The organism is Mesorhizobium sp. C416B, assembly GCF_030323165.1.
Taxonomy (GTDB): domain Bacteria; phylum Pseudomonadota; class Alphaproteobacteria; order Rhizobiales; family Rhizobiaceae; genus Mesorhizobium.
The window spans coordinates 223,570-241,639 of record NZ_CP100471.1 but is presented as its reverse complement, the minus strand read 5'-3'; the positions used below and the strand labels follow the sequence as shown (position 1 = coordinate 241,639).

Below are 18,070 nucleotides of genomic sequence, written 5' to 3'. Positions count from 1 at the left end.
GGATTACACCCGGTGTTGCTGCTGCAGCCAGACGGCGAATGCGATGATGCCGGCCTTGACGACGAGCGCAGCGGCGTCGGGCACGCCATTGGCGAGCAGCGTGTAGCGCACCAACTGGATGGTCAGTGCGCCCAGCAGGGTGCCGATGATTGTGGCCTTTCCGCCACTCAACAGCGTGCCGCCCACCGCGACCGCCGCGATGGCGTCGAGTTCCATGCCCAGCCCCACGAGATTGGCGTCGCTGGAGGAGTTGATCGCAATGACGACGAGACCGGCTAGCCCCGCGCACAGGCCGCTGATCGCATAGACAGCGAGCTTGATCCTCGATACGGCGATGCCGGCGAGTTCAGAGGCCTTTTCATTGCCGCCGACCGCCAGGATGCTTCGCCCGAACACCGTGCGGTGAAGGGCCCAAGCGGCCGCCGCAACCAGCACGGCCATGATGATGACCTGCGCGGGAATGCCGAGCGGGCGGGCAAGTCCGATCCACTGGAATTGCGGCACGCGGAAGGTCTGCAGATTGCCGTTGGTCATGACCTGCGCGATCCCGCGCCCGGCGATGAACAGCACGAGCGTTGCGACGATCGGTTGGATGCGGAAACGCGAGACCAACCAGCCGTTGAACAGCCCGAACAGGCCGGCGACGAGGATCGAGGCAATCATCGCGACGGCTACCGCCAGATAGATGTTTCCGACCGGGAAGATCGTGCCCATGAAGATCATCGGCGCCAATGCGCCGGAGATCGCCATCAGCGAACCAACCGACAGGTCGATGCCGCCGGTGGCGATCACCAGGGTCATCCCCACCGCGACGATCACAATTGTGCAGACCTGGGTTAGGTTGACGTTGAGTGTCTGCAGCGTCGCGAAATTGCGCGTATAGGCAAGGTTGAAGACCACCAGCAGCACAAGCGCGATCACCGTGCCGTAGCGCGCCAGGAAACCGAACACATCAAAGCGGCGGTTTCCAGCGTCGTTGGCTGCGGATGGTGTGGCCAGATCGCTCACGCTGCCTCCTTCGCCGCGCCGCCATGCGCCATCGCCGCGAGCACGTCCTCCTCGTTGGCTGCCTGGCCTTCCAGTTCGGCCACCCTCACTCCTTCGCGCAGCACGAATATGCGGTCGGCTCCTTCCATCACTTCCTCGAGTTCCGAGGAGATCATCAGCACGCCGAGCCCGTCATCGGCAAGCTTGCGGATGAGGCGCTGGATCTCGGCCTTGGCCCCGACATCGATGCCGCGCGTCGGCTCATCGAGAATGAGCAGCTTCGGGTTCATTGCCAGCCAGCGGGCAAGCAGCACCTTTTGCTGGTTGCCGCCCGACAACTCGCGGACCTTCTGGTTAGGCCCCGAGCATTTGATGTCGAGTTCACGAATGAAGCGCTCGACGATCTCCTTCTGCCGGGCCTCGTTCAGGATGCCATTGCGGCTGATTTTCGGCAGCAGTGCCAGTGTTATGTTCTCCGCGACGGTCATTTCCGGCACGATGCCCTCGGCCTTGCGGTCCTCAGTGCAGAAGCCCATCCCTGCGGCGATGGCATCAGCGGCACGTGCGGGATGGTAGGACGCGCCCTCCATCGTCATCTCGCCTGCGCTCCGGCGGTCGGCGCCGAATACGAGGCGGGCTGTTTCGGTGCGGCCGGCGCCGAGCAAGCCGGCAAAGCCGGCGATCTCGCCGCGGCGCAGGTCGAAGCTCACGTCACGCACCAACTGGCCGGCCGCCAGCCCTTGCGCGGTAAACAGCACATCACCGATCCTCGACCGATCGCGTTCACCGAACGCGGTCGCATGGCCTTCGACGGCTGCGACGTCGCGGCCGAGCATGGCCGCGACCAGCTCCAGCTTGCCGATGTCGCTCATCGCCGCGCTTCGTACCGTGCGGCCGTCACGCATGATCGTGACCCGGTCGCAGACCTCGTACAACTCGTCGAGCTTGTGGCTGACGAACAGAACGGAGACGCCGTCGGCCTTGAGCTGACGGATAACGCTGAACAAGACCGAGACTTCACGCTCGTCCAGCGAGGAGGTCGGCTCATCCATGATCACGAGGCGGGCGGAAAAGCCGATGGCGCGGGCGATCGCCACCATCTGCTGCGTGGCGGTGTTGAAATCGCTGAGCGGGCGGCGCACGTCGATGCCGATCGAGAAGCGGCTGAGCAGGCGCTCGGCTTCCGCATGCATCGCGCTCCAGTCGAGCAGGCCGCGGCGGCGCTTCTCGCGTCCAAGGCAGATGTTCTCGGTCACCGAGCGCAGCGGTACGAGATTGATCTCCTGGTAGATGGTGCTGATGCCGCTGACCTGCGCCTGATGCGGAGACCCAACTTCGAACGGCTTCCGTTCGAACAGCACCTGCCCCGCATCCCGGCGGTAATAGCCGGTGAGCACCTTGATAAGTGTCGATTTGCCCGCACCGTTCTGGCCGATGAGTGCGTGGATCTCGCCCGGAAGAACCTGGAGCGAGGCATCGGCCAGGGCAGGGATGCCGGCAAAACGCTTCTGGATGTCACGCATGTCCAGGAGCAGCGCGGCTTGGTCCGGCTGAGCGGTCATCGTCAAACTCCCAAACCCTACCCGCCGAAGCGGGTAGGGCAACTGGAAAGAAAGTGGATATCAGAACGCAATATCGAAGTCTTTCTTCGCGTTCGTGGCGTCGAAGAAGGCATCCTCGTTCTTGATGAACGGCGGGATCTTCTTGCCGGCCGCATAGTCGGCCATCGTAGCGAAGGCCTTCGGCCCGAACAGCGGACTACAAGCGCAGATAGCGCCGATCTTGCCGTCAATGATCGCCTGGACGCCTTCCTTCTCGCCGTCGATCGACAAGATCAGCACATCCTTGCCCGGGGTCTTGCCGGCTGCTTCCAAAGCGGCGATGGCGCCTAGCGCCATCTCATCATTATGCGCGTAGATGATATCCGCATCAGGGTGCGCCTGAAGCAGCGTCTCGGCGACCTGCCGGCCCTTGTCACGGGCGAAGTCGCCGGACTGCGATGCCAGGATGGTGAACTGCGAGTGCTTGGCGATGAAATCGTCGAAGCCTTTCTTGCGGTCGGTAGCGGCCGAGGCTCCGGTCGTGCCTTCCAGCTCGATGATTTTCGACTTGCCATTGGCGTTCTTGACCAGCCATTCGCCGACGCGGGTCGCCTCCTCGATGAAATCCGAACCGATGAAGCAGACATAATCCTCGCCCGGCTTGGCCATGGTGTGATCAACGTCGCGGTCGACCAGAAACACCGGTATGCCGGCATCGCGCGCGGCAAGAATGACCGGCACCAGGGGCTTGTCTTCGCGGGGCGGCAGGAAGATTGCGTCGACGCCCTGCGCGATCATCGAGTTCACGTCGGAGGCCTGCTTGGCCGACGAACCGGCGGCATCCGTGTAGACCAGCTGATGGCCGAGCTTGGCGGCTTCGTCCTGCATGCTCTTGGTCTCGGCAAGGCGCCACGGATTGTTGCTTTCCGTCTGGGCGAAACCGACCTTGTACTTGTCCTTCTTGGCGAGTGGCGGGAGCGCCGCGAAGGCGCGTGAGCCGAGTGTCAGCGCGACCGCGCCGGCGGCGGAGCCAACCAGTAGTTTTCGACGGGTAATGATCATGCTCTTTCCTCCTTTATTGTCGCTTTCAGCGACTGTGTAATTTCCTCACGATATCGGCCCAGACGGCTTCGGCGATGACGCCGTCGGCAAGCTGGATCCGGCGCTATGCCGCCTCCAAAATAAAGTCGGCGCAGCGGTCGCCCAGCATCATGGCGGGCGCCGCCGTATTGCCGGCATTGATGTTGGGGCAGGCCGACATGTCGGCAACCCGCAGATTGTCTATTCCGCGCACGCGCAGCGCCGCGTCCAGCACCGCCATCCGGTCGCTGTCCGAGCCCATCCGGCATGTCCCGGCCGGATGGTAGTTGGTCTTCACAAAGCGCTTGCAATGCTTTGTCATGGCTTCGTCGCTGAGATCATCCTGGCTTGGCACGGCAATGGCCTTGACCCGATCGGCGAGCGGCTTGGTCTGAAAAACCTGCAGGAAATAACGCTGGCCGGAGATCATTTCCCTCATGTCGTCGGGATGTTTAAGGAGGTTCGGCGAAACGATCGGCATGTCCTTCGGATCCGCCGAACGCAGCCTCACGAAACCGCGCGACTTTGGCTTCACCACCACTGTCGTCACGGTAAGCCCATAGGTGTTCTCGACCAAGGTCAGGATATCGCGGTCCAGATAGACGTGCGGTACGCAGAAGGCCTGGATCGTCGGTTCGCCCTCGGGATCGGCCGGATTGACGAAGGCTCCGGCCTCCACCCCCGCTGACAGGATCGTGCCGGTGCCGAAGAGCTTGAAATGCAGGCCGTTCCTGATCATCCTCCAGCCTTGGCCCTGCCTGAAATAGCCGTATGGGCCGTTTGCGGTGGCGATGATCGGCACCTCCGGATGGTCGATCAGGTTTTCGCCGACCCCGGGCAGGTCGGCGACGCAGGAAATGCCGTGCCCGGCAAGCGCCTCGGCGGGGCCGATGCCGGACAGCATGAGCAGTTTCGGCGAGACGAGGGCACCGGACGAGACGATCACGTCGGCATCTGCATGGACGGTATGCTCGGCGCCCGACGCATCCGAATAGACGACGCCGGTGACCCGACCGTTTTCGATCAGCAGCCGGCTGACTGTGCAATTGAGTTTCAGCGTCAGCTTGGGATCATTCGTCAGCGGCTCGATGAAGGCATAGGCGGCGCTGCTGCGCTTTCCCCGCCGGTTCATGAACTGGTAGAAGCCGACCCCGCGCTGCGACGGTCCGTTGAAGTCATGGTTGTACGGCAATCCAAGGCCTTGGACGGCCTGGACGAACCAACGGGAAACATCATCGATGTGGCCTGGATCCGAGACCAGCAGCGGACCTTCGCTGCCATGCAGTTCGCCGCCGAGGCGGTTGTTTCCCTCCATGCCGGTGAAATGCGGCAGCACCGCCTGCCAGTTCCAGCGCACGCCGGCATTGTTGCCGCGCAGCAGTTCGTCCCACTCCTCATAATCGGCCGAGCGGCCTCGCATGTAGACCTGGGCGTTGACCGAGGTGCCGCCGCCCAGCACGTTGCCTTGCGAGATTTCATGGACGCGGCCGTCGAGATGGGCCTGCGGCTCGGTGCGGTGATAGCGCATGAATTTCGAGCCGTTGATCATCTTGAAGATGCCGGGCGGCATGTCGAGCAAGGGATGATGATGGGAATGGCCGGCCTCCAGCAGCAGGGTTCGCCGTCCCGCTTTGACAAGCCTTGCCGCCGCGACGCAGCCGGCTGCTCCGCCGCCCACCACGATATGGTCGTAGGACTGCGTCATGCTTCCGGCGCCTCACGGCTTTCGAATGTACCGCGGACATACTCCCAGGCCGCCGAGAGGTGGTTGAGCAGCGCCCGCTCGGCGCCGTCAGGATCTCGCTCAATGATGGCCGTGCAGATTTCACGATGGCTGAGGAAATTCACGCGGTTGCGCTCGGGCGACCGTGGCATGCGCATCCAATGCGGCGACAGCCATGCGGTAAATGCCTTGTGCACGACAGGCAGCACCGGGTTGCGCGCGATGTCATAGAGCGCTGCGTGGAACGCCACGTCCGTCGCATAGAATTTCTCGGAATCCGGGATGGCCGCCTCGTTCATCGCCAGCGCCGCCCTCAGGGCTGTGACGTCATCCTTGCGGGCATGGATGGCGGCGTTGCGCGCCAGCGACGCCTCGAGGAAGACGCGCATGTCGTAGAGGTTCTTCACGCCCGCCTGGTCGCTCAGCAGATGTCCTACAATGCCGTCGAGGGCGCCGAGCGCGGCATCCAGGCCAGGCCGGCGCGCCACGGGCCGGAACCGCGGACGCGCTTCCACCAGGCCGCGGCTGGCCAGGCGCGCAATCGCCTCACGCACAACGCCCCGGCCGACACCATACTCGATCATCAGTTCGCGCTCGGCCGGCAGGTAGCTGCCGTCGCCAAGCCTTCCGGACGTGATGTCGGCCTCTATGCCGGCCACCATCGCGTCGGCCGCGCGGGCGGCGAGAATAGCCGCGGGCATCTCAGGACGCTCTTCCGTATCCAGCAAGCCTTTTCCTCCCAGATGGTCCTGTTATTAGAAGGTAAATCGGACCAAAGCACAAGCGGTTTGATGCTTTTGTAGGACCAAAAATGACAGACTGGCTTCAGAATCGCTGAAAGATCAACCACATTGTTGCTAGTCAGCGCTGCCGGTGCAATTATGGTCCGATGAAAAAACCTGAATGGAGCGCAGCATGAGCCGCACCGAAATCAAGGAAGTCGAGACCCGGCTGTTCCGGGTCCCACTGCGTGAGGTGATGACCGATGCCAAGCACGGCGCGCACACGCATTTCGAGCTGGTCACCGTCACGCTGAGGCTTGCCGACGGCACCGAGGGCACAGGCTACACCTACACCGGCGGCAGGGGCGGCTATGCGATCAAGGCAATGATCGATCACGACCTCGCGCCGTTCCTCAAGGCTCGCGACACGACGCAGATCGACACGATCTACGACGGCATGCTCTGGCACATCCACTATGTCGGGCGCGGCGGCATCGCTTCTTTCGCGATTTCGGCGATCGACATCGCGTTGTGGGACCTCAAGGGCCGGCGTAGCGGCCTGCCGCTTTGGCAGATGGCGGGCGGGGCCGGGAAGAGCGCCAAGGCCTATCGCGGCGGCATCGACCTAAACTTTACCCTCGATCAGCTTTTGGCCAGCATCGATTCCTATCTCAATGGCGGCTTCACCGGGGTGAAGATCAAGGTCGGCAAGGACGACCTGGCCGAGGATGTGGCCCGGGTGAAGGCAGTTCGCGAGCGCATCGGACCTCATGTCACCTTTATGGTTGACGCCAACTACGCGCTCGACGTCCCGCGAGCGATCGAGGCAGCGAGAGCATTCGCCGCCTACGATCTGCTGTGGTTCGAGGAGCCCATCATACCCGACGACTATGAGGGTTACGCCAGCATTGCCAAGGCGACCGGAATGCCCCTGGCAATGGGAGAAAACCTGCATGTCATCGAGGAGTTCGAGCATGCCTTCGCTTGGTCGAATCTCAGCTACATCCAACCCGACGCCTCCAACTGCGGCGGGGTCACGGGCTGGCTGCGCGTGGCAGCGCTCTCACGCAAGGCTGGCATTCCGGTCTGCAGTCACGGGATGCAGGAACTTCATGTCAGCCTCGTTGCAGGTCAGACAAATGCCGGCTGGGTGGAGGCGCATAGCTTTGATATTGACCATTACACCACCGAGCCGCTTAGGCTTCAGGATGGTTTGGCGATAGCACCCGACGAGCCTGGAGTGGGCGTTGTCTTCGACTGGCACAAATTGGCGGAATTTCGCCAATAGCGCCTTGCATGGAACATGGTGCCTGTCGCTGCCGTTTAGAAATCTTGGAGGCGGCCGCATGCATTTTGTCCAGATCCTGCTTCCTCCTTCCGGCAACGCGGAGAGCGCTTCGCCGAGGAAGACTTCGACCGTCTGAAGAACGAACTCGCCGCCGCAGCAGCCAGCGGGCATACCATTATCGGATGCCACACTTACATTTGTAATTGCAGCGACGCTTCACCGGCTTTAACTCACGCGATCATAGCAGCGACACGACAAATGCAGGCGGCCGCCCGAACACCGGCAGAAGCTGCAAGCATTGGGTGCGCCTGCAGGGAGGCGGCGATGGTTGCAACGCGTACGGACACTGCGCATGCGGTTATGGAGGACTTCATTCTATCGCGGCACCGCTCACCGGTCCGCGAAGTTGGATTTTACGAGGCTATGAGTCAAACCCGACAAGCGATCGCCGCATCGCGCGAGGTGCTGAGGCGCTTTCGCGAACGTCAGGGCGACGACACTCCTCGAGCAAAGAATACAGACCGTGGTCCTGTCGCCGTGTCAGCCTTCGATGCCGACATCATACGCGCTGCATGCCGAGATCTGATCGCGGAGATGAACGTGCCCGAGTGTCAATGGCGCGAGCTGGCGCGAAGTCTGGTGCGCGAATTCGTGGCCTGCGAGCAGACCGAAGCCGGTTTGGTGGATTGGATCGTCCGCCGGCCAGCGATGACGGAGACGGACGAGGCCGGCTGACCGGAGCCAACTGGCGAGGCGGCGAATGAGCCAGGAGTCGGTCGACCGCAATCAACGCGAGCAAACAGTCCTCCCGGCGACTTGTTGCGCGGGAACTGCGGTGATCCGAGGATCGGAAACTTTGGCGAGCGGCTTGGACACATCTGATCCTCCTCGTCTGTAGCGTCGGGCTCGTGTTCGCATTTGAAGCATGTAGTGAGACTGGCCGATGGCGTGACCTTTCGTAGAGTGGAGACGAATGCGTCCAGCCCACTGTCCAAGGCACGGCGACGGCCATGTCGCGTTGCTCCCGGCCCTCGCACACAAAGGAGCCCAAGCCGGATGCTAACTGGCTGCATTAGGCCAATGGGAACAATTTGCGCGGGCCGAGCTTGGGCTAGCGTCGTACAGAGGTGCAAGTATGCAAGATGATTTTGACCGAGCTTCATCCGTCGCCGAGGTTGCGGAATCATTCGTGAGATCCCGGAGGCCGTTCTCTGTCGTATCGACCCGGGATGCGGTCACGATCGTCAGGAAACAGGCAGCTTTTTGCGAGCATACGGATGGCGAGCTTGCGGAGTTGGTGGCGGCAATTGCGGTCAGGCATGGTCGGTTGGTCGCGTTCGATCTTGATCTCGACGACACAGGCTTGGAGATCGGTCGCGCAGCATAGCCGACGCCTCACGCAATGAGATAGCCACCGTCAACCGGCAGAATTGCCCCAGTGATGAACCCCGCGAGCGGAGAACACAAGAACAAGGCGGGGCCGGTCAGGTCGCCCGGCGTACCCCAGCGACCCATCGGAGTGCGTTTCATCAATTCCGCGTTGCGAACTGGATCGGCCCGTGGCGCGGCGGTCATGGCGGTCTCGATCCAGCCAGGCGCCAATGCGTTTACGCGGATGCCATCCCCGGCATAGGCGATGGCGAGCGACTTGGTAAGTTGCACGATGGCGCCCTTGGATGCGGCGTAAGCCGGGGCATGAGCCGCGCCGAAAAACGCGAACATCGAGGCGATGTTGACGATGGCGCCCCCGTTCGAGAGTGCCCCTCGGAACGCGCTCGCACTCCGCATGGAGCCGGTGAGATTGATATCGACCACCGTTTCGAAACCCTGGACAGTGAATTCGGCGGCGCGCAGGTTTACCCCTGCGCAATTTACGAGCGCTGCAACGGATGTGAACTGACTGGAATATCCTTCGACCGCAGTCATGTCCCGGACGTCGAGTACTGAATACGAGACGGCGGTGCCGTATGCACGAGCGGCCGCTACCTCGGCGGCCGTGGCCCCCGTCGCGTGGACAATTGCCCCGGCCTCGGCGAACGCCATGGCGATGCCGTTTCCGATACCTGTCGTGCCTCCGGTAATGACGACGGTCTTGCCCGCGAAGAAGGGCATGGCCCATATGGAGTCGGTCACCAATATCTCCTCGTTTCGCCTCTGTGGCGGACCGCGAACTCACCGCAGCGGAAGGCAAACGGGCGGATGTCTACCGTACGAATTGATCGACGAAATCGTCACCGAGACCCACGCTCGCATAGTGATTTCTGCACATGTCGATCTTGGTGAAAACGTCCTCGAAACCAATCTGCTTGTTATCCTTGTCCAGGTAAACCATGCAGCCGGAAATGTTGAAGAAGGTGATCATCTCGGGCACGTCGCTTGGAACCGTGAGCGTGTGGATTTCACCGGGCGGCTCGAAAACGTAAGATCCCGTCTCTGCCACCCAGTCGTGTTCAAGGTAGTGCCAACGCCCCTTGATCACATAGCCATGCACGGGGGCCGGATGCAGATGACGGCTTAATATCCCGGCCCGGCGTACGCGGAGCAGATTGCACCACTGCCCTTGCATTGTGTTGAGCATAAGTGGTCGGAACCACACGCCCTCCGCCTGTGGGACCCAGACACGCTCGTCTTCGGGGACGGCAGCGATCGCGATCTCTTTCGGTGCCAGGGGATGGGCGGAGCCGTTGAAGGATTGATACATAGGAACCTCTGTCGCCAATTCATTGGAACGTCCATATCGGCGCGATCCTAACAACTGGGCCGAGTTCTGCCGAGGCGCAATCGGGCGCCCACCCATTGGGAATGTTGTAGGCGCGCACCCGCCCGCTGCCGCGACCGCAAGCGGGAAGGGGTTCGGAACGGTCCGTTGGGCGTCGAAGACGATCAGTGGGTTCATTCTTGCCTCATCATGCGGCTATCCGGGAGTGCACCGGGCTGGTACTGGTCTGGAAGCCCCGGTTTCGGACTTCCAAGGCCAGCAAGGCGAGTTCGACCTCGTCCAATCGCGACGGGCGTGCATTTTCCGGCATGCCTTCGGCGGTGGCCAGGTCGATCAGGTACTCGTTCCAGGCCCAGTCCTCGAGCACAGCGCGTTTCTCGTCGGGTGCGAGCACCGGGTCATCCACAACCTCCATCGGAGAGGCGTAGAATGTCTCCGGCTCGGAAAGCGCCGTCTGTATGTGCGCTGCCTGTGCGCCGGCGCCATAGCCGTGGCTTGCCTGGAGCCAAGCCAACTGCAGCCGCTGCCAAACCAGGTCGGAAAAGGCCTGTTTCTCCTCCGATGCATGCTGGCGCGTGACCTTGGCCTGGGAAGCAGGAGGTGCAGCCTGCACGACATAGTTGAGGCCTTGACGCTCGGCATAACGGATCGCCGCTTCCAGCGTCGGAAAGTTCAGTTCAACCTGGGTCAGGGTGTCCCGGCCACCGGTATAGCCCATCAGCGGCTCGATGAACGGGGCTGTGCGGCGTTCGAAGACCAATCGCCAGGCCTTGCGGGGCTTTGCCGAGGTCATGGCCGGGCGGCAGGGCTGGTAGATCCGCGCCACTGCGCCCTCCGGAAACACTGACCGTCCCATTGACAAAGCCGGCTCGTCTAGACGAGGCCGATTGTCATTGTCCGGCCGGACGGACGTCTTGGTTAGGTTTCTGTTGTCGCTGCTTTGAACTGTCTCCATTGCCTGTCCCTCCCGTTATGAAGGGTCGCACGGGCAGCGGCCGTAAGGGCCGCCACCCATACTGCATCCGTCAGTTCTTCCCGTTGATTGCGATCCGCTTGGCCTTCGCCTGCGCCCGCTCGGTCTTGGGCAACGTCACGGTCAGCACCCCGTTCTTGAAGGCGGCGTTGACCTTGTCTTCTTCAACCTCGTAGCCGAGCGGAATGAGGCGCTCGAAGCGACCGTAGAAGCGCTCGGAGAACTGCCGGTCCTTGTCCTCGGTCTCGGAACGCTTCTCGCCTTTAAGCTTGAGCGCCCCATTTTCCAGCAGGACTTCTATGTCGCTCTCGTCCAGGCCAGGTATTTCCGCCGTGACGCGGACTTCCTTGTCCGTGTCGGAGATTTCGACACTCGGCCAACTGGCGGCGAAAGAGGGACCGAAGGCCGGCAGTCTGGCGCCAAAGCTGCGGAAGGCGTCATCGAACAGCCGGTTTACCTCCCGGTGGAGGGAGACGAAGGGGTCTCGATCTCCGTCGGGGAAGAGACTGGGCGCCGAGTTTCCGTTGCCCCGGCCCCATGGGATCAAGTCACGTACGCTCATTGTCTTTCTCCTTTTGTAGGTCTCTGAGTCGGGCGGGACGCCCGGCTCAAGCGAAAGCCTTCATGGTGGATTGCTCAGGCGGCCAGCTTGTCGGTCTCGACCTTGGGCGCCTCGATCTTCGGCATGGGAGCCCCGCTGGAGATTTCGATCTTGCGCGGTTTCATCTCCTGGGGAACCTCGCGCTTGAGATCGATGCTCAGCAGCCCGTTCTCAAGGCTGGCGCCCTCGACTTTGACATGATCGGCCAGTTCGAACCGACGCTCGAAAGCGCGCCCGTTGATGCCGCGGTACAGATACCGGCCGTTCTCATCGCCGGATTGCGACCCGCTCACAACCAGCATGTTGGGCTGGTGGGTGACGGTCAGCTGGTCCTGCGAGAAACCGGCGACCGCCATCGTGATGCGATACTGATCATCATCAACCTTGGCGATATCGCAGGGCGGCCAGTTGTCGAACGAGGCCACACGGCTCGCACTTTCAAGCATGTCGACCATGCGGTCGAAGCCGATGCTGGACCGGTATAGAGGGGTAAAATCGAGGTTTGTCTTCATAGCCACATCCTCCTTGAGCAACATGGACAACAGAAGGCGCCAAGAGCCTTGCCGCCTCCTGGTGTTGCCGGCCCCATTGGGCGGCAGGCGACCATCATTTAGAATCGCGACGTGCACCTTCAAGAGCAAGAATAGGAAAATTTTCATCGGCAATCTGGGCGAACGCACCGATGCCACACCCCTCCCGCCGGCGGGGTCACTCGCCGACGGGTCCATGGTGCAAGAACAACTACGTCGCCCTTAAATCCGATCGACGAATGGTACGAACGCGGCCACTGCCGCGCTGTCACTGCAGTCAGGACCGGCACGCTCATCCGATTGATCCAACTGTTGCAACGCATCCATGATCGTGTCGAAGCTGACCGGTTCACCCGCTCCCGGCAGCATGCGAAGCGCTGGCACGGATTCTACGGCGCAGGCATCCGACGCCCATGACGAAAGAATGGCGCGCTACTCCTGAACAGCCAGGGCAACGTCGGCCAAAACGTCGTGGGGATGTTTGAAATGCCGCGCCGGATGCAGCAAGCGGTCCAGAAAACGTCAGGGGCCCACGGGTTCAATCGATGCAAAATAGCTCGAAATGGGTCCTTCCATGGATGGTCCTCCGCTTCAGACAATCTCATGCGAGTTTGGCGGCTCTCGCCAGCGGCTGTCGCGATCACGACCAGGCAGATCATCCAGGAACGACGCTCAACGACTTTCCCTAGGTGATGTCGATACCGAGACTCATCGTCCGGCACCTTGGGCGGCCCGGTCGCGACCAAAACGAATGAGCCGTTCGCGATCAAGGGCAGCTATGTTGCACTTCCCCGGATGTCTTTGGAGCATATCGAGGGCTGCGGCCTTGGAGCGGCGAGGGGACTTGCCTACATCGCACATGTCGTCGATATGAAGGTCGATGGGTTCGCCGAAAGTTTTCAGGCGCGCTATACGGACTTGGTCGGCGTCTCACCGCGATCGACTTGGCGCTCGGTTTAGGTTGCCCAGCGCCTGGCGTCGTCTCGGCGCAGAAAGGTCTCGCTAACGTAGCGACCCTTGCGACGGACTTGGACACGCCATGAACCGGACGAGAGTTTTGTGTAGGTGGCCATTTTCTCGTGTGCGCTCCGTGTGCACTGAGAGATCGAAACGTGGCGAAAAGGGTCGTATTCTGGCGTAAATTCGCGTGCACTCGGGCTGCTCTAACGATTTGATGTTAAAGAAAAAATGCTGAAAAATCAAGATCATAGACTGGCTATTGCACCCATGATGGACTGGACCGACCGGCATTGCCGGTTCTTCCACCGCCAGTTGACGCGGCGTGCGCTGCTCTACACCGAAATGGTGGTGGCGGACGCCGTCATCCATGGTACGCGCGAGCGGCTGCTTGGTTTTGACGAGACCGAACATCCGGTGGCACTGCAACTCGGTGGCTCCGATGCGCAAAAGCTGGCTGAGGCGGCGCGCATCGGCGAGGGCTTCGGTTACGACGAGATCAATCTCAATGTCGGCTGTCCGTCCGACCGCGTCCAGTCCGGCACGTTCGGCGCCTGCCTGATGAAAGTGCCTGACCTCGTCGCCAATTGTGTGGCGGCGATGAAGGCGGCGGTGAAAATCCCGGTGACGGTCAAATGCCGCATCGGCGTCGACGAGCAGGATCCGGAGCCCGCGCTCGACGCGCTGGCCGACGGCGTTTTCGCGGCCGGCGCCGACGCGCTGTGGGTGCATGCGCGCAAGGCTTGGCTGGAGGGTCTGAGCCCGAAGGAAAATCGCGACATCCCGCCGCTCGACTATGACAGGGTCTATCGCCTCAAGGCTAGAAAATCGAACAAATTCATTGGCATCAATGGCGGCGTTCAATCGCTCGAAGAGGCGGCTCGCCACCTCGATCATGTCGATGGCGCCATGCTTGGCCGCGCCGCCTACCACACGCCAGGCATCCTGGCCGGCGTCGACGCGGCATTCTACGGCGACAAGGCCGGCGCCTACGATTTTGCCGCGCTGATCGACACGATGGCCGACTACGCCGCGCGGCATATCGAGCAGGGCGGGCGGCTCGGCCACGTCACCCGCCACATGGTCGGGCTGTTCCACGGCCTGCCGGGCGCGCGCCGCTTCCGGCAGATACTGTCCACCGACGCGACGAAACCCGGCGCCGGACCGGATGTGCTGAAGGCAGCGTTCGCTGCCGTCGATTTCGACCGTGTTGAAAAGGCCGCTTAAGCAGTTCAGTCGCGCAGAATCATCCGGTTGCCGCGCACGTCGAAACCCGACAGCGAACCGATGAAATTCATGCCGAGCAGGCTCTGGCTGAGCGCGCCGGGCGCGGCGACCATGACTTGCATGTTCCTGCGCACGATGCCGCCGATCGCCAGTTCGTCGGTGCGCACCGAAGCGGCGCGCGCCATGCCATTGGCGGTCGAGACCGGGACGGTGAAGCTCAGCGCTGCCGGATTGAAGCCGGCCGCCTGCGCGTCTTCGGCGGTGAGCACTGTACTGGTCGCGCCGGTATCGACGACGGTGCGGATCGGCGCGCCGTTGATCGTGATGCGGGCCTCGAAATGGCCGCTGTCGGCCTTGTCCAGGGTCACGGTGGCATGGCCGTCCTCGACGCCGAGCTCCAGCGGGCTGCCGGGAACGAGGCCCGCCGTCACCCGGCTGGCGAAATCCTGCAACTCGTAGCGGTACTGGTAGCCGGCGACGAGCGCCAGCACGATCAGGGCCCACGTGCCGAGATTGCGGGCCATGACGCCGAGCGGCCTGCCGGACCGGACAAGGCCGGCGCTGACGAGCAAGCCGATCGCCCCCGGCCAGACCAGACGGCTGAAATCGTAATTCTCGATGCCGAACGTGCTGCCGGCGTCGTTGTTGATCATCAGCAGCACCAGCCCGAGGCCGATTGTCGCCATCACGATCCAGAACAGTCGGTTCATTGGACCTGCCGCCTCAAGAGAGGACGTCGCGCTCGCGCGCCATGCGGCTGCGGCGTGTTTCCCGGCGCGGCCTGCGCTCGACCGTTTCCAATCGGGCCGGCAACTCGGCCATGACGCTGCGGCGTACCTCCGGCGTCATCCCCATCCAGGCGCCGATTTCATCGCGCGTGCGGCCACAGCCGAAGCAGAAGCCGGTTTTCATGTCGATCGAACAGACCAGGATGCACGGGGATTCGATGGCCGTCATGACTTTCTCTTGAAGGTTCCGTCCGGAATCCCTCGTTCCATCTCCACATGGTGCAACGGCAAAGCCAATGCAAGCCCTTCGGAATGCGGCGCGGGCAACCGCTTTCGCGCCAATGTCGAGGGGAGTTGTGCCGGCCGGGCAAGGCGGTTATGCCGCTGATCAACCACAGGGAATGATCAGGACCGACATGACCAGCGCGCTGCCCTTCGACGACTTTCGCAATCTGCTGGCGAGCCTGCCGCCTGCCGATACAGTCGCGGAAAACAGGGTGCGCACCCTATTTTCCAAGGCCGACAAGCCGAAAGCCTCGCTTGGCCGCATCGAGGACATCGCCGCCTGGCTTGCTGCCTGGAGCGGGCGCGCCCCGCCGGCGGTGAACCGGCCCCTGGTGGCGATCTTCGCCGGCAACCATGGCGTGACCCGCCACGGCATCTCGCCGCGCCCTGTCGCTGCGACCGCAAACGCCGTTGAGCTGTGCGCCGCCGGCGGTGCGGCAATCAACCAGATTTGCGTCGCCAACAATCTTGGCCTCAAGGTGTTCGATCTGGCGCTGCACATTGCGACCGCCGACATCACCGAGGACGCCGCCCTCGACGAACGCGGCTGCGCCGCCACCATGGCCTTCGGCATGGAAGCCATCGCCGGTGGCGCCGATCTGATTTGCCTTGGCGATCTCGGCGTCGGCAACTCCACAGTTGCGGCGGCCTTGTGCGCCGTCCTGTTTGGTGGCAGCGGCGCCGACTGGGTCGGCCCCGCCTCGGGCGCGGACGCGGCCATGCAGGCGCGCAAGGCTGATGTAGTCGATAAAGCCGTCGCCTTCCATGGTGCGGCTCTGAAGGACCCGTTGGAAGCACTGCGCCGGGTCGGTGGCCGCGAATTTGCGGCCATTGCCGGCGCCATCCTCGCCGCCCGGATGCAAAAAATCCCGGTGCTGCTCGACGGCTTCGCCGCGACCGCTGCCGCTGCCGTGCTGCATGCCGCCAACCCGGGTGCGCTCGACCATTGCCTGCTGGCCAGCCAGTCGCCCGAACCCGGCCAAAGGCTTGCCGCCGAGCGGCTCGGCCTCAGGCCGCTGTTCGATCTCGGCATCAGCCACGGCGAAGGGGTAGGGGCCGCCCTTGCCGCCGGTCTGGTCAAGGCGGCGGCGCTTACCAGTTCGGGCATGGCGGCGGCGGTCAAAGCCTAGAACAAGCTGTCAACGTCGGCGGGCCGCCGCCACGGTCTTGGTTGGCAGCGCCGGCAGTTCCTCCATCACTCGGGCGAGCGGGAAAATGGCGATTGCCTCGGTGCCTTCGCGCAATTTCGACTGAAGTTCGAATTCGCCGCCATGCATGGCGAGCAGGCCCTGCACGATCGGCAGTCCGAGCCCGGTGCCCTGTTCGGCGCTCTTGATGGCGATCGAGCCCTGGCCGAAGGCGGACAGCACGATCGGGATTTCGTCTTCCGGTATGCCCGGCCCGTTATCCTTGACCGAAATGTACTGGCCGCCGCCCGCCGTCCAGCCGACGCGCACGCGAACTTCGCCGCCGGTGGCGGTGAATTTGATGGCGTTGGACAGGAGGTTGAGCGTTATCTGCCGCACCGCGCGCTCGTCGGCGAACAGCCGCGGCAGGGCACTTTCGAAATCCTGGACGATGCGGATGTCCTTGTTGCGCGCCTTCAATTCCATCATGTGGCAGCAATCTTCGGCGATGTTGAGCAGCATCACCGGCTCTTCGTTGAGCTGATAGCGGCCGGCCTCGATGCGCGACAGATCGAGGATTTCGTTGATCAGGTCGAGCAGATGCTGGCCGGAATCGTGCACGTCGCGGGCGTAGTCGCGATAGGTCGGGTTGCTCATCGGCCCGAGCACCTCATTGGCCATCACCTCGGAAAAACCGAGAATGGCGTTGAGGGGCGTCCTGAGCTCATGGCTCATAGAAGCAAGGAAGCGCGACTTCGCCAGATTGGCGTCTTCGGCCCGCCGACGAGCTTCGTCCGACATCGATTTCGCGGTCTCCACCTCGGCGAGCAGCGCATCCTTTTCGGAGCGGAAGGACAGAAGTATCAGCGACGAGCGGTTGAGATGGCGCGCGATATAGGCAAAGAACGGCAATGCCGCGACCAGCAGGGCGACCATGATCGTCCCGACCGGCACCCAAAATTTCGTTTCGGCATAGGCATAGACCGCCACCGGAACGACGAAGGTGGCAAGCAGCGAGCCGCGCAAGGACGACGCCATGATAGCGGTCGCCGCCATGACCAGCAGCAGCACCACCGCCTTGGCCACCTGGAACTGGTCGATCTGGCAGGTGGCGCAGCCGAGCCAGGCGAACCACGCCCAGCCGAGGCCGCACAGCGAATGGCCGATCAGGAATTCCCTGCGGGTGCGAACAGGGTTGAGTTCGGCGGCTTCGGTGCGTTCGACGCGGTGCGCCATGAAGGCGACGATCGAATAGCAGATCAGGGTGAACAGCGCCCAGACGCTGATCTGTTTGTCCACACCGGCCAGCAGCCCGGCCGCCGCGACCGCCAACACCAGCAGTGGGATGACGGCTGCGCCGCCCACCATGGTCCCGGCGTGCAGCTTCAGCAGCTCGCGGTCGAAGTCGAGATTGCCGACCTGCTGCGAAAGACGGTCGCGCGTCTTGCGCACCGCGCGCGCCACATCGCTGTTGCGGTGCGGTTTCCGGCGGTCCACAATGAATTTATCCGCTGTGTTCGAGCGTAGCAGAGGCATGGAAACTTCGATTTATGCGCGCAGCGATCTCAATTCGTTAAGCTAC

Annotated in this window: 18 protein-coding genes; 5 read left to right on the top strand and 13 right to left on the bottom strand. The window is 62.7% G+C overall.

Features of this window, described 5'->3' with window-relative positions:
* Positions 1-3 precede the first annotated feature (3 nt).
* From NLY43_RS01280 to NLY43_RS01260, 5 genes are all read right to left on the bottom strand, one after another.
* On the bottom strand, positions 4-1,008 hold the full coding sequence (locus tag NLY43_RS01280) for an ABC transporter permease (protein WP_023682465.1): 1,005 nt from the start codon (positions 1,006-1,008) through the stop codon (positions 4-6).
* Entirely contained in the window at positions 1,005-2,549 is a 1,545-nt protein-coding gene (locus tag NLY43_RS01275; protein WP_023682466.1) for a sugar ABC transporter ATP-binding protein, read from the bottom strand. The genes NLY43_RS01280 and NLY43_RS01275 overlap by 4 nt, the downstream gene beginning before the upstream one ends.
* A 60-nt stretch (positions 2,550-2,609) precedes the next feature.
* Positions 2,610-3,590 carry an ABC transporter substrate-binding protein gene (locus NLY43_RS01270; RefSeq protein ID WP_023672664.1) on the bottom strand — a complete coding sequence of 327 codons (981 nt, stop codon included), beginning with the start codon at positions 3,588-3,590 and terminating at the stop codon, positions 2,610-2,612.
* 103 nt (positions 3,591-3,693) lie between these two features.
* Positions 3,694-5,313 carry a GMC family oxidoreductase gene (locus NLY43_RS01265; RefSeq protein WP_023672663.1) on the bottom strand — a complete coding sequence of 540 codons (1,620 nt, stop codon included), beginning with the start codon at positions 5,311-5,313 and terminating at the stop codon, positions 3,694-3,696.
* Complete coding sequence (locus tag NLY43_RS01260; RefSeq protein WP_023682469.1) at positions 5,310-6,059, bottom strand: FCD domain-containing protein; 750 nt, start codon at positions 6,057-6,059, stop codon at positions 5,310-5,312. Before NLY43_RS01260 ends, NLY43_RS01265 begins: the two co-directional genes overlap by 4 nt.
* A 187-nt stretch (positions 6,060-6,246) precedes the next feature.
* Here NLY43_RS01260 and NLY43_RS01255 point away from each other — a divergent pair, with 187 nt between their 5' ends.
* The 3 genes from NLY43_RS01255 to NLY43_RS01245 all read left to right on the top strand — a co-directional run bounded on the left by NLY43_RS01255 (position 6,247) and on the right by NLY43_RS01245 (position 8,728).
* Positions 6,247-7,341: a mandelate racemase/muconate lactonizing enzyme family protein gene (locus NLY43_RS01255; RefSeq protein ID WP_023713240.1), complete on the top strand. Its 1,095-nt coding sequence runs from the start codon at positions 6,247-6,249 to the stop codon at positions 7,339-7,341.
* Between the two features lie 324 nt (positions 7,342-7,665).
* Complete coding sequence (locus tag NLY43_RS01250; protein WP_023710474.1) at positions 7,666-8,076, top strand: hypothetical protein; 411 nt, start codon at positions 7,666-7,668, stop codon at positions 8,074-8,076.
* 400 nt (positions 8,077-8,476) lie between these two features.
* Positions 8,477-8,728 carry a hypothetical protein gene (locus tag NLY43_RS01245; RefSeq protein WP_023710475.1) on the top strand — a complete coding sequence of 84 codons (252 nt, stop codon included), beginning with the start codon at positions 8,477-8,479 and terminating at the stop codon, positions 8,726-8,728.
* A gap of 8 nt (positions 8,729-8,736) precedes the next feature.
* Here NLY43_RS01245 and NLY43_RS01240 read toward each other — a convergent pair whose 3' ends face one another.
* The 5 genes from NLY43_RS01240 to NLY43_RS01220 all read right to left on the bottom strand — a co-directional run bounded on the left by NLY43_RS01240 (position 8,737) and on the right by NLY43_RS01220 (position 12,146).
* Positions 8,737-9,474 carry an SDR family oxidoreductase gene (locus tag NLY43_RS01240; RefSeq protein ID WP_245263955.1) on the bottom strand — a complete coding sequence of 246 codons (738 nt, stop codon included), beginning with the start codon at positions 9,472-9,474 and terminating at the stop codon, positions 8,737-8,739.
* 70 nt (positions 9,475-9,544) lie between these two features.
* Complete coding sequence (locus NLY43_RS01235) at positions 9,545-10,042, bottom strand: 2,4'-dihydroxyacetophenone dioxygenase family protein (RefSeq protein ID WP_023710477.1); 498 nt, start codon at positions 10,040-10,042, stop codon at positions 9,545-9,547.
* Positions 10,043-10,247: 205 nt separating this feature from the next.
* The gene (locus tag NLY43_RS01230) at positions 10,248-11,015 is read right to left on the bottom strand and encodes an NADH dehydrogenase ubiquinone Fe-S protein 4 (RefSeq protein ID WP_023710478.1); all 768 of its coding nucleotides are present in this window, start codon (positions 11,013-11,015) and stop codon (positions 10,248-10,250) included.
* A 70-nt stretch (positions 11,016-11,085) separates the two neighbouring features.
* Positions 11,086-11,595: an Hsp20/alpha crystallin family protein gene (locus NLY43_RS01225; protein WP_023696160.1), complete on the bottom strand. Its 510-nt coding sequence runs from the start codon at positions 11,593-11,595 to the stop codon at positions 11,086-11,088.
* A gap of 74 nt (positions 11,596-11,669) precedes the next feature.
* A complete protein-coding gene (locus NLY43_RS01220) occupies positions 11,670-12,146 on the bottom strand; it encodes an Hsp20 family protein (protein WP_023693482.1) in 477 nt (158 codons plus the stop codon).
* A gap of 1,206 nt (positions 12,147-13,352) precedes the next feature.
* Here NLY43_RS01220 and dusA point away from each other — a divergent pair.
* Positions 13,353-14,348 (top strand): tRNA dihydrouridine(20/20a) synthase DusA, encoded by a 996-nt coding sequence (gene dusA, locus NLY43_RS01210; RefSeq protein ID WP_023710480.1) that lies wholly within the window; start codon positions 13,353-13,355, stop codon positions 14,346-14,348.
* Positions 14,349-14,353: 5 nt separating this feature from the next.
* Here the strand turns inward: dusA and NLY43_RS01205 are convergent, their stop codons facing one another.
* Positions 14,354-15,058 carry a TIGR02281 family clan AA aspartic protease gene (locus NLY43_RS01205; RefSeq protein WP_023710481.1) on the bottom strand — a complete coding sequence of 235 codons (705 nt, stop codon included), beginning with the start codon at positions 15,056-15,058 and terminating at the stop codon, positions 14,354-14,356.
* A 13-nt stretch (positions 15,059-15,071) separates the two neighbouring features.
* Complete coding sequence (locus tag NLY43_RS01200; RefSeq protein WP_023824914.1) at positions 15,072-15,305, bottom strand: DUF1289 domain-containing protein; 234 nt, start codon at positions 15,303-15,305, stop codon at positions 15,072-15,074.
* 187 nt (positions 15,306-15,492) lie between these two features.
* Here NLY43_RS01200 and NLY43_RS01195 point away from each other — a divergent pair, with 187 nt between their 5' ends.
* The gene (locus NLY43_RS01195) at positions 15,493-16,491 is read left to right on the top strand and encodes a nicotinate-nucleotide--dimethylbenzimidazole phosphoribosyltransferase (RefSeq protein WP_023710483.1); all 999 of its coding nucleotides are present in this window, start codon (positions 15,493-15,495) and stop codon (positions 16,489-16,491) included.
* 9 nt (positions 16,492-16,500) lie between these two features.
* Here NLY43_RS01195 and NLY43_RS01190 read toward each other — a convergent pair whose 3' ends face one another.
* Positions 16,501-18,024 (bottom strand): sensor histidine kinase, encoded by a 1,524-nt coding sequence (locus NLY43_RS01190; RefSeq protein ID WP_023710484.1) that lies wholly within the window; start codon positions 18,022-18,024, stop codon positions 16,501-16,503.
* Positions 18,025-18,070 lie beyond the last annotated feature (46 nt).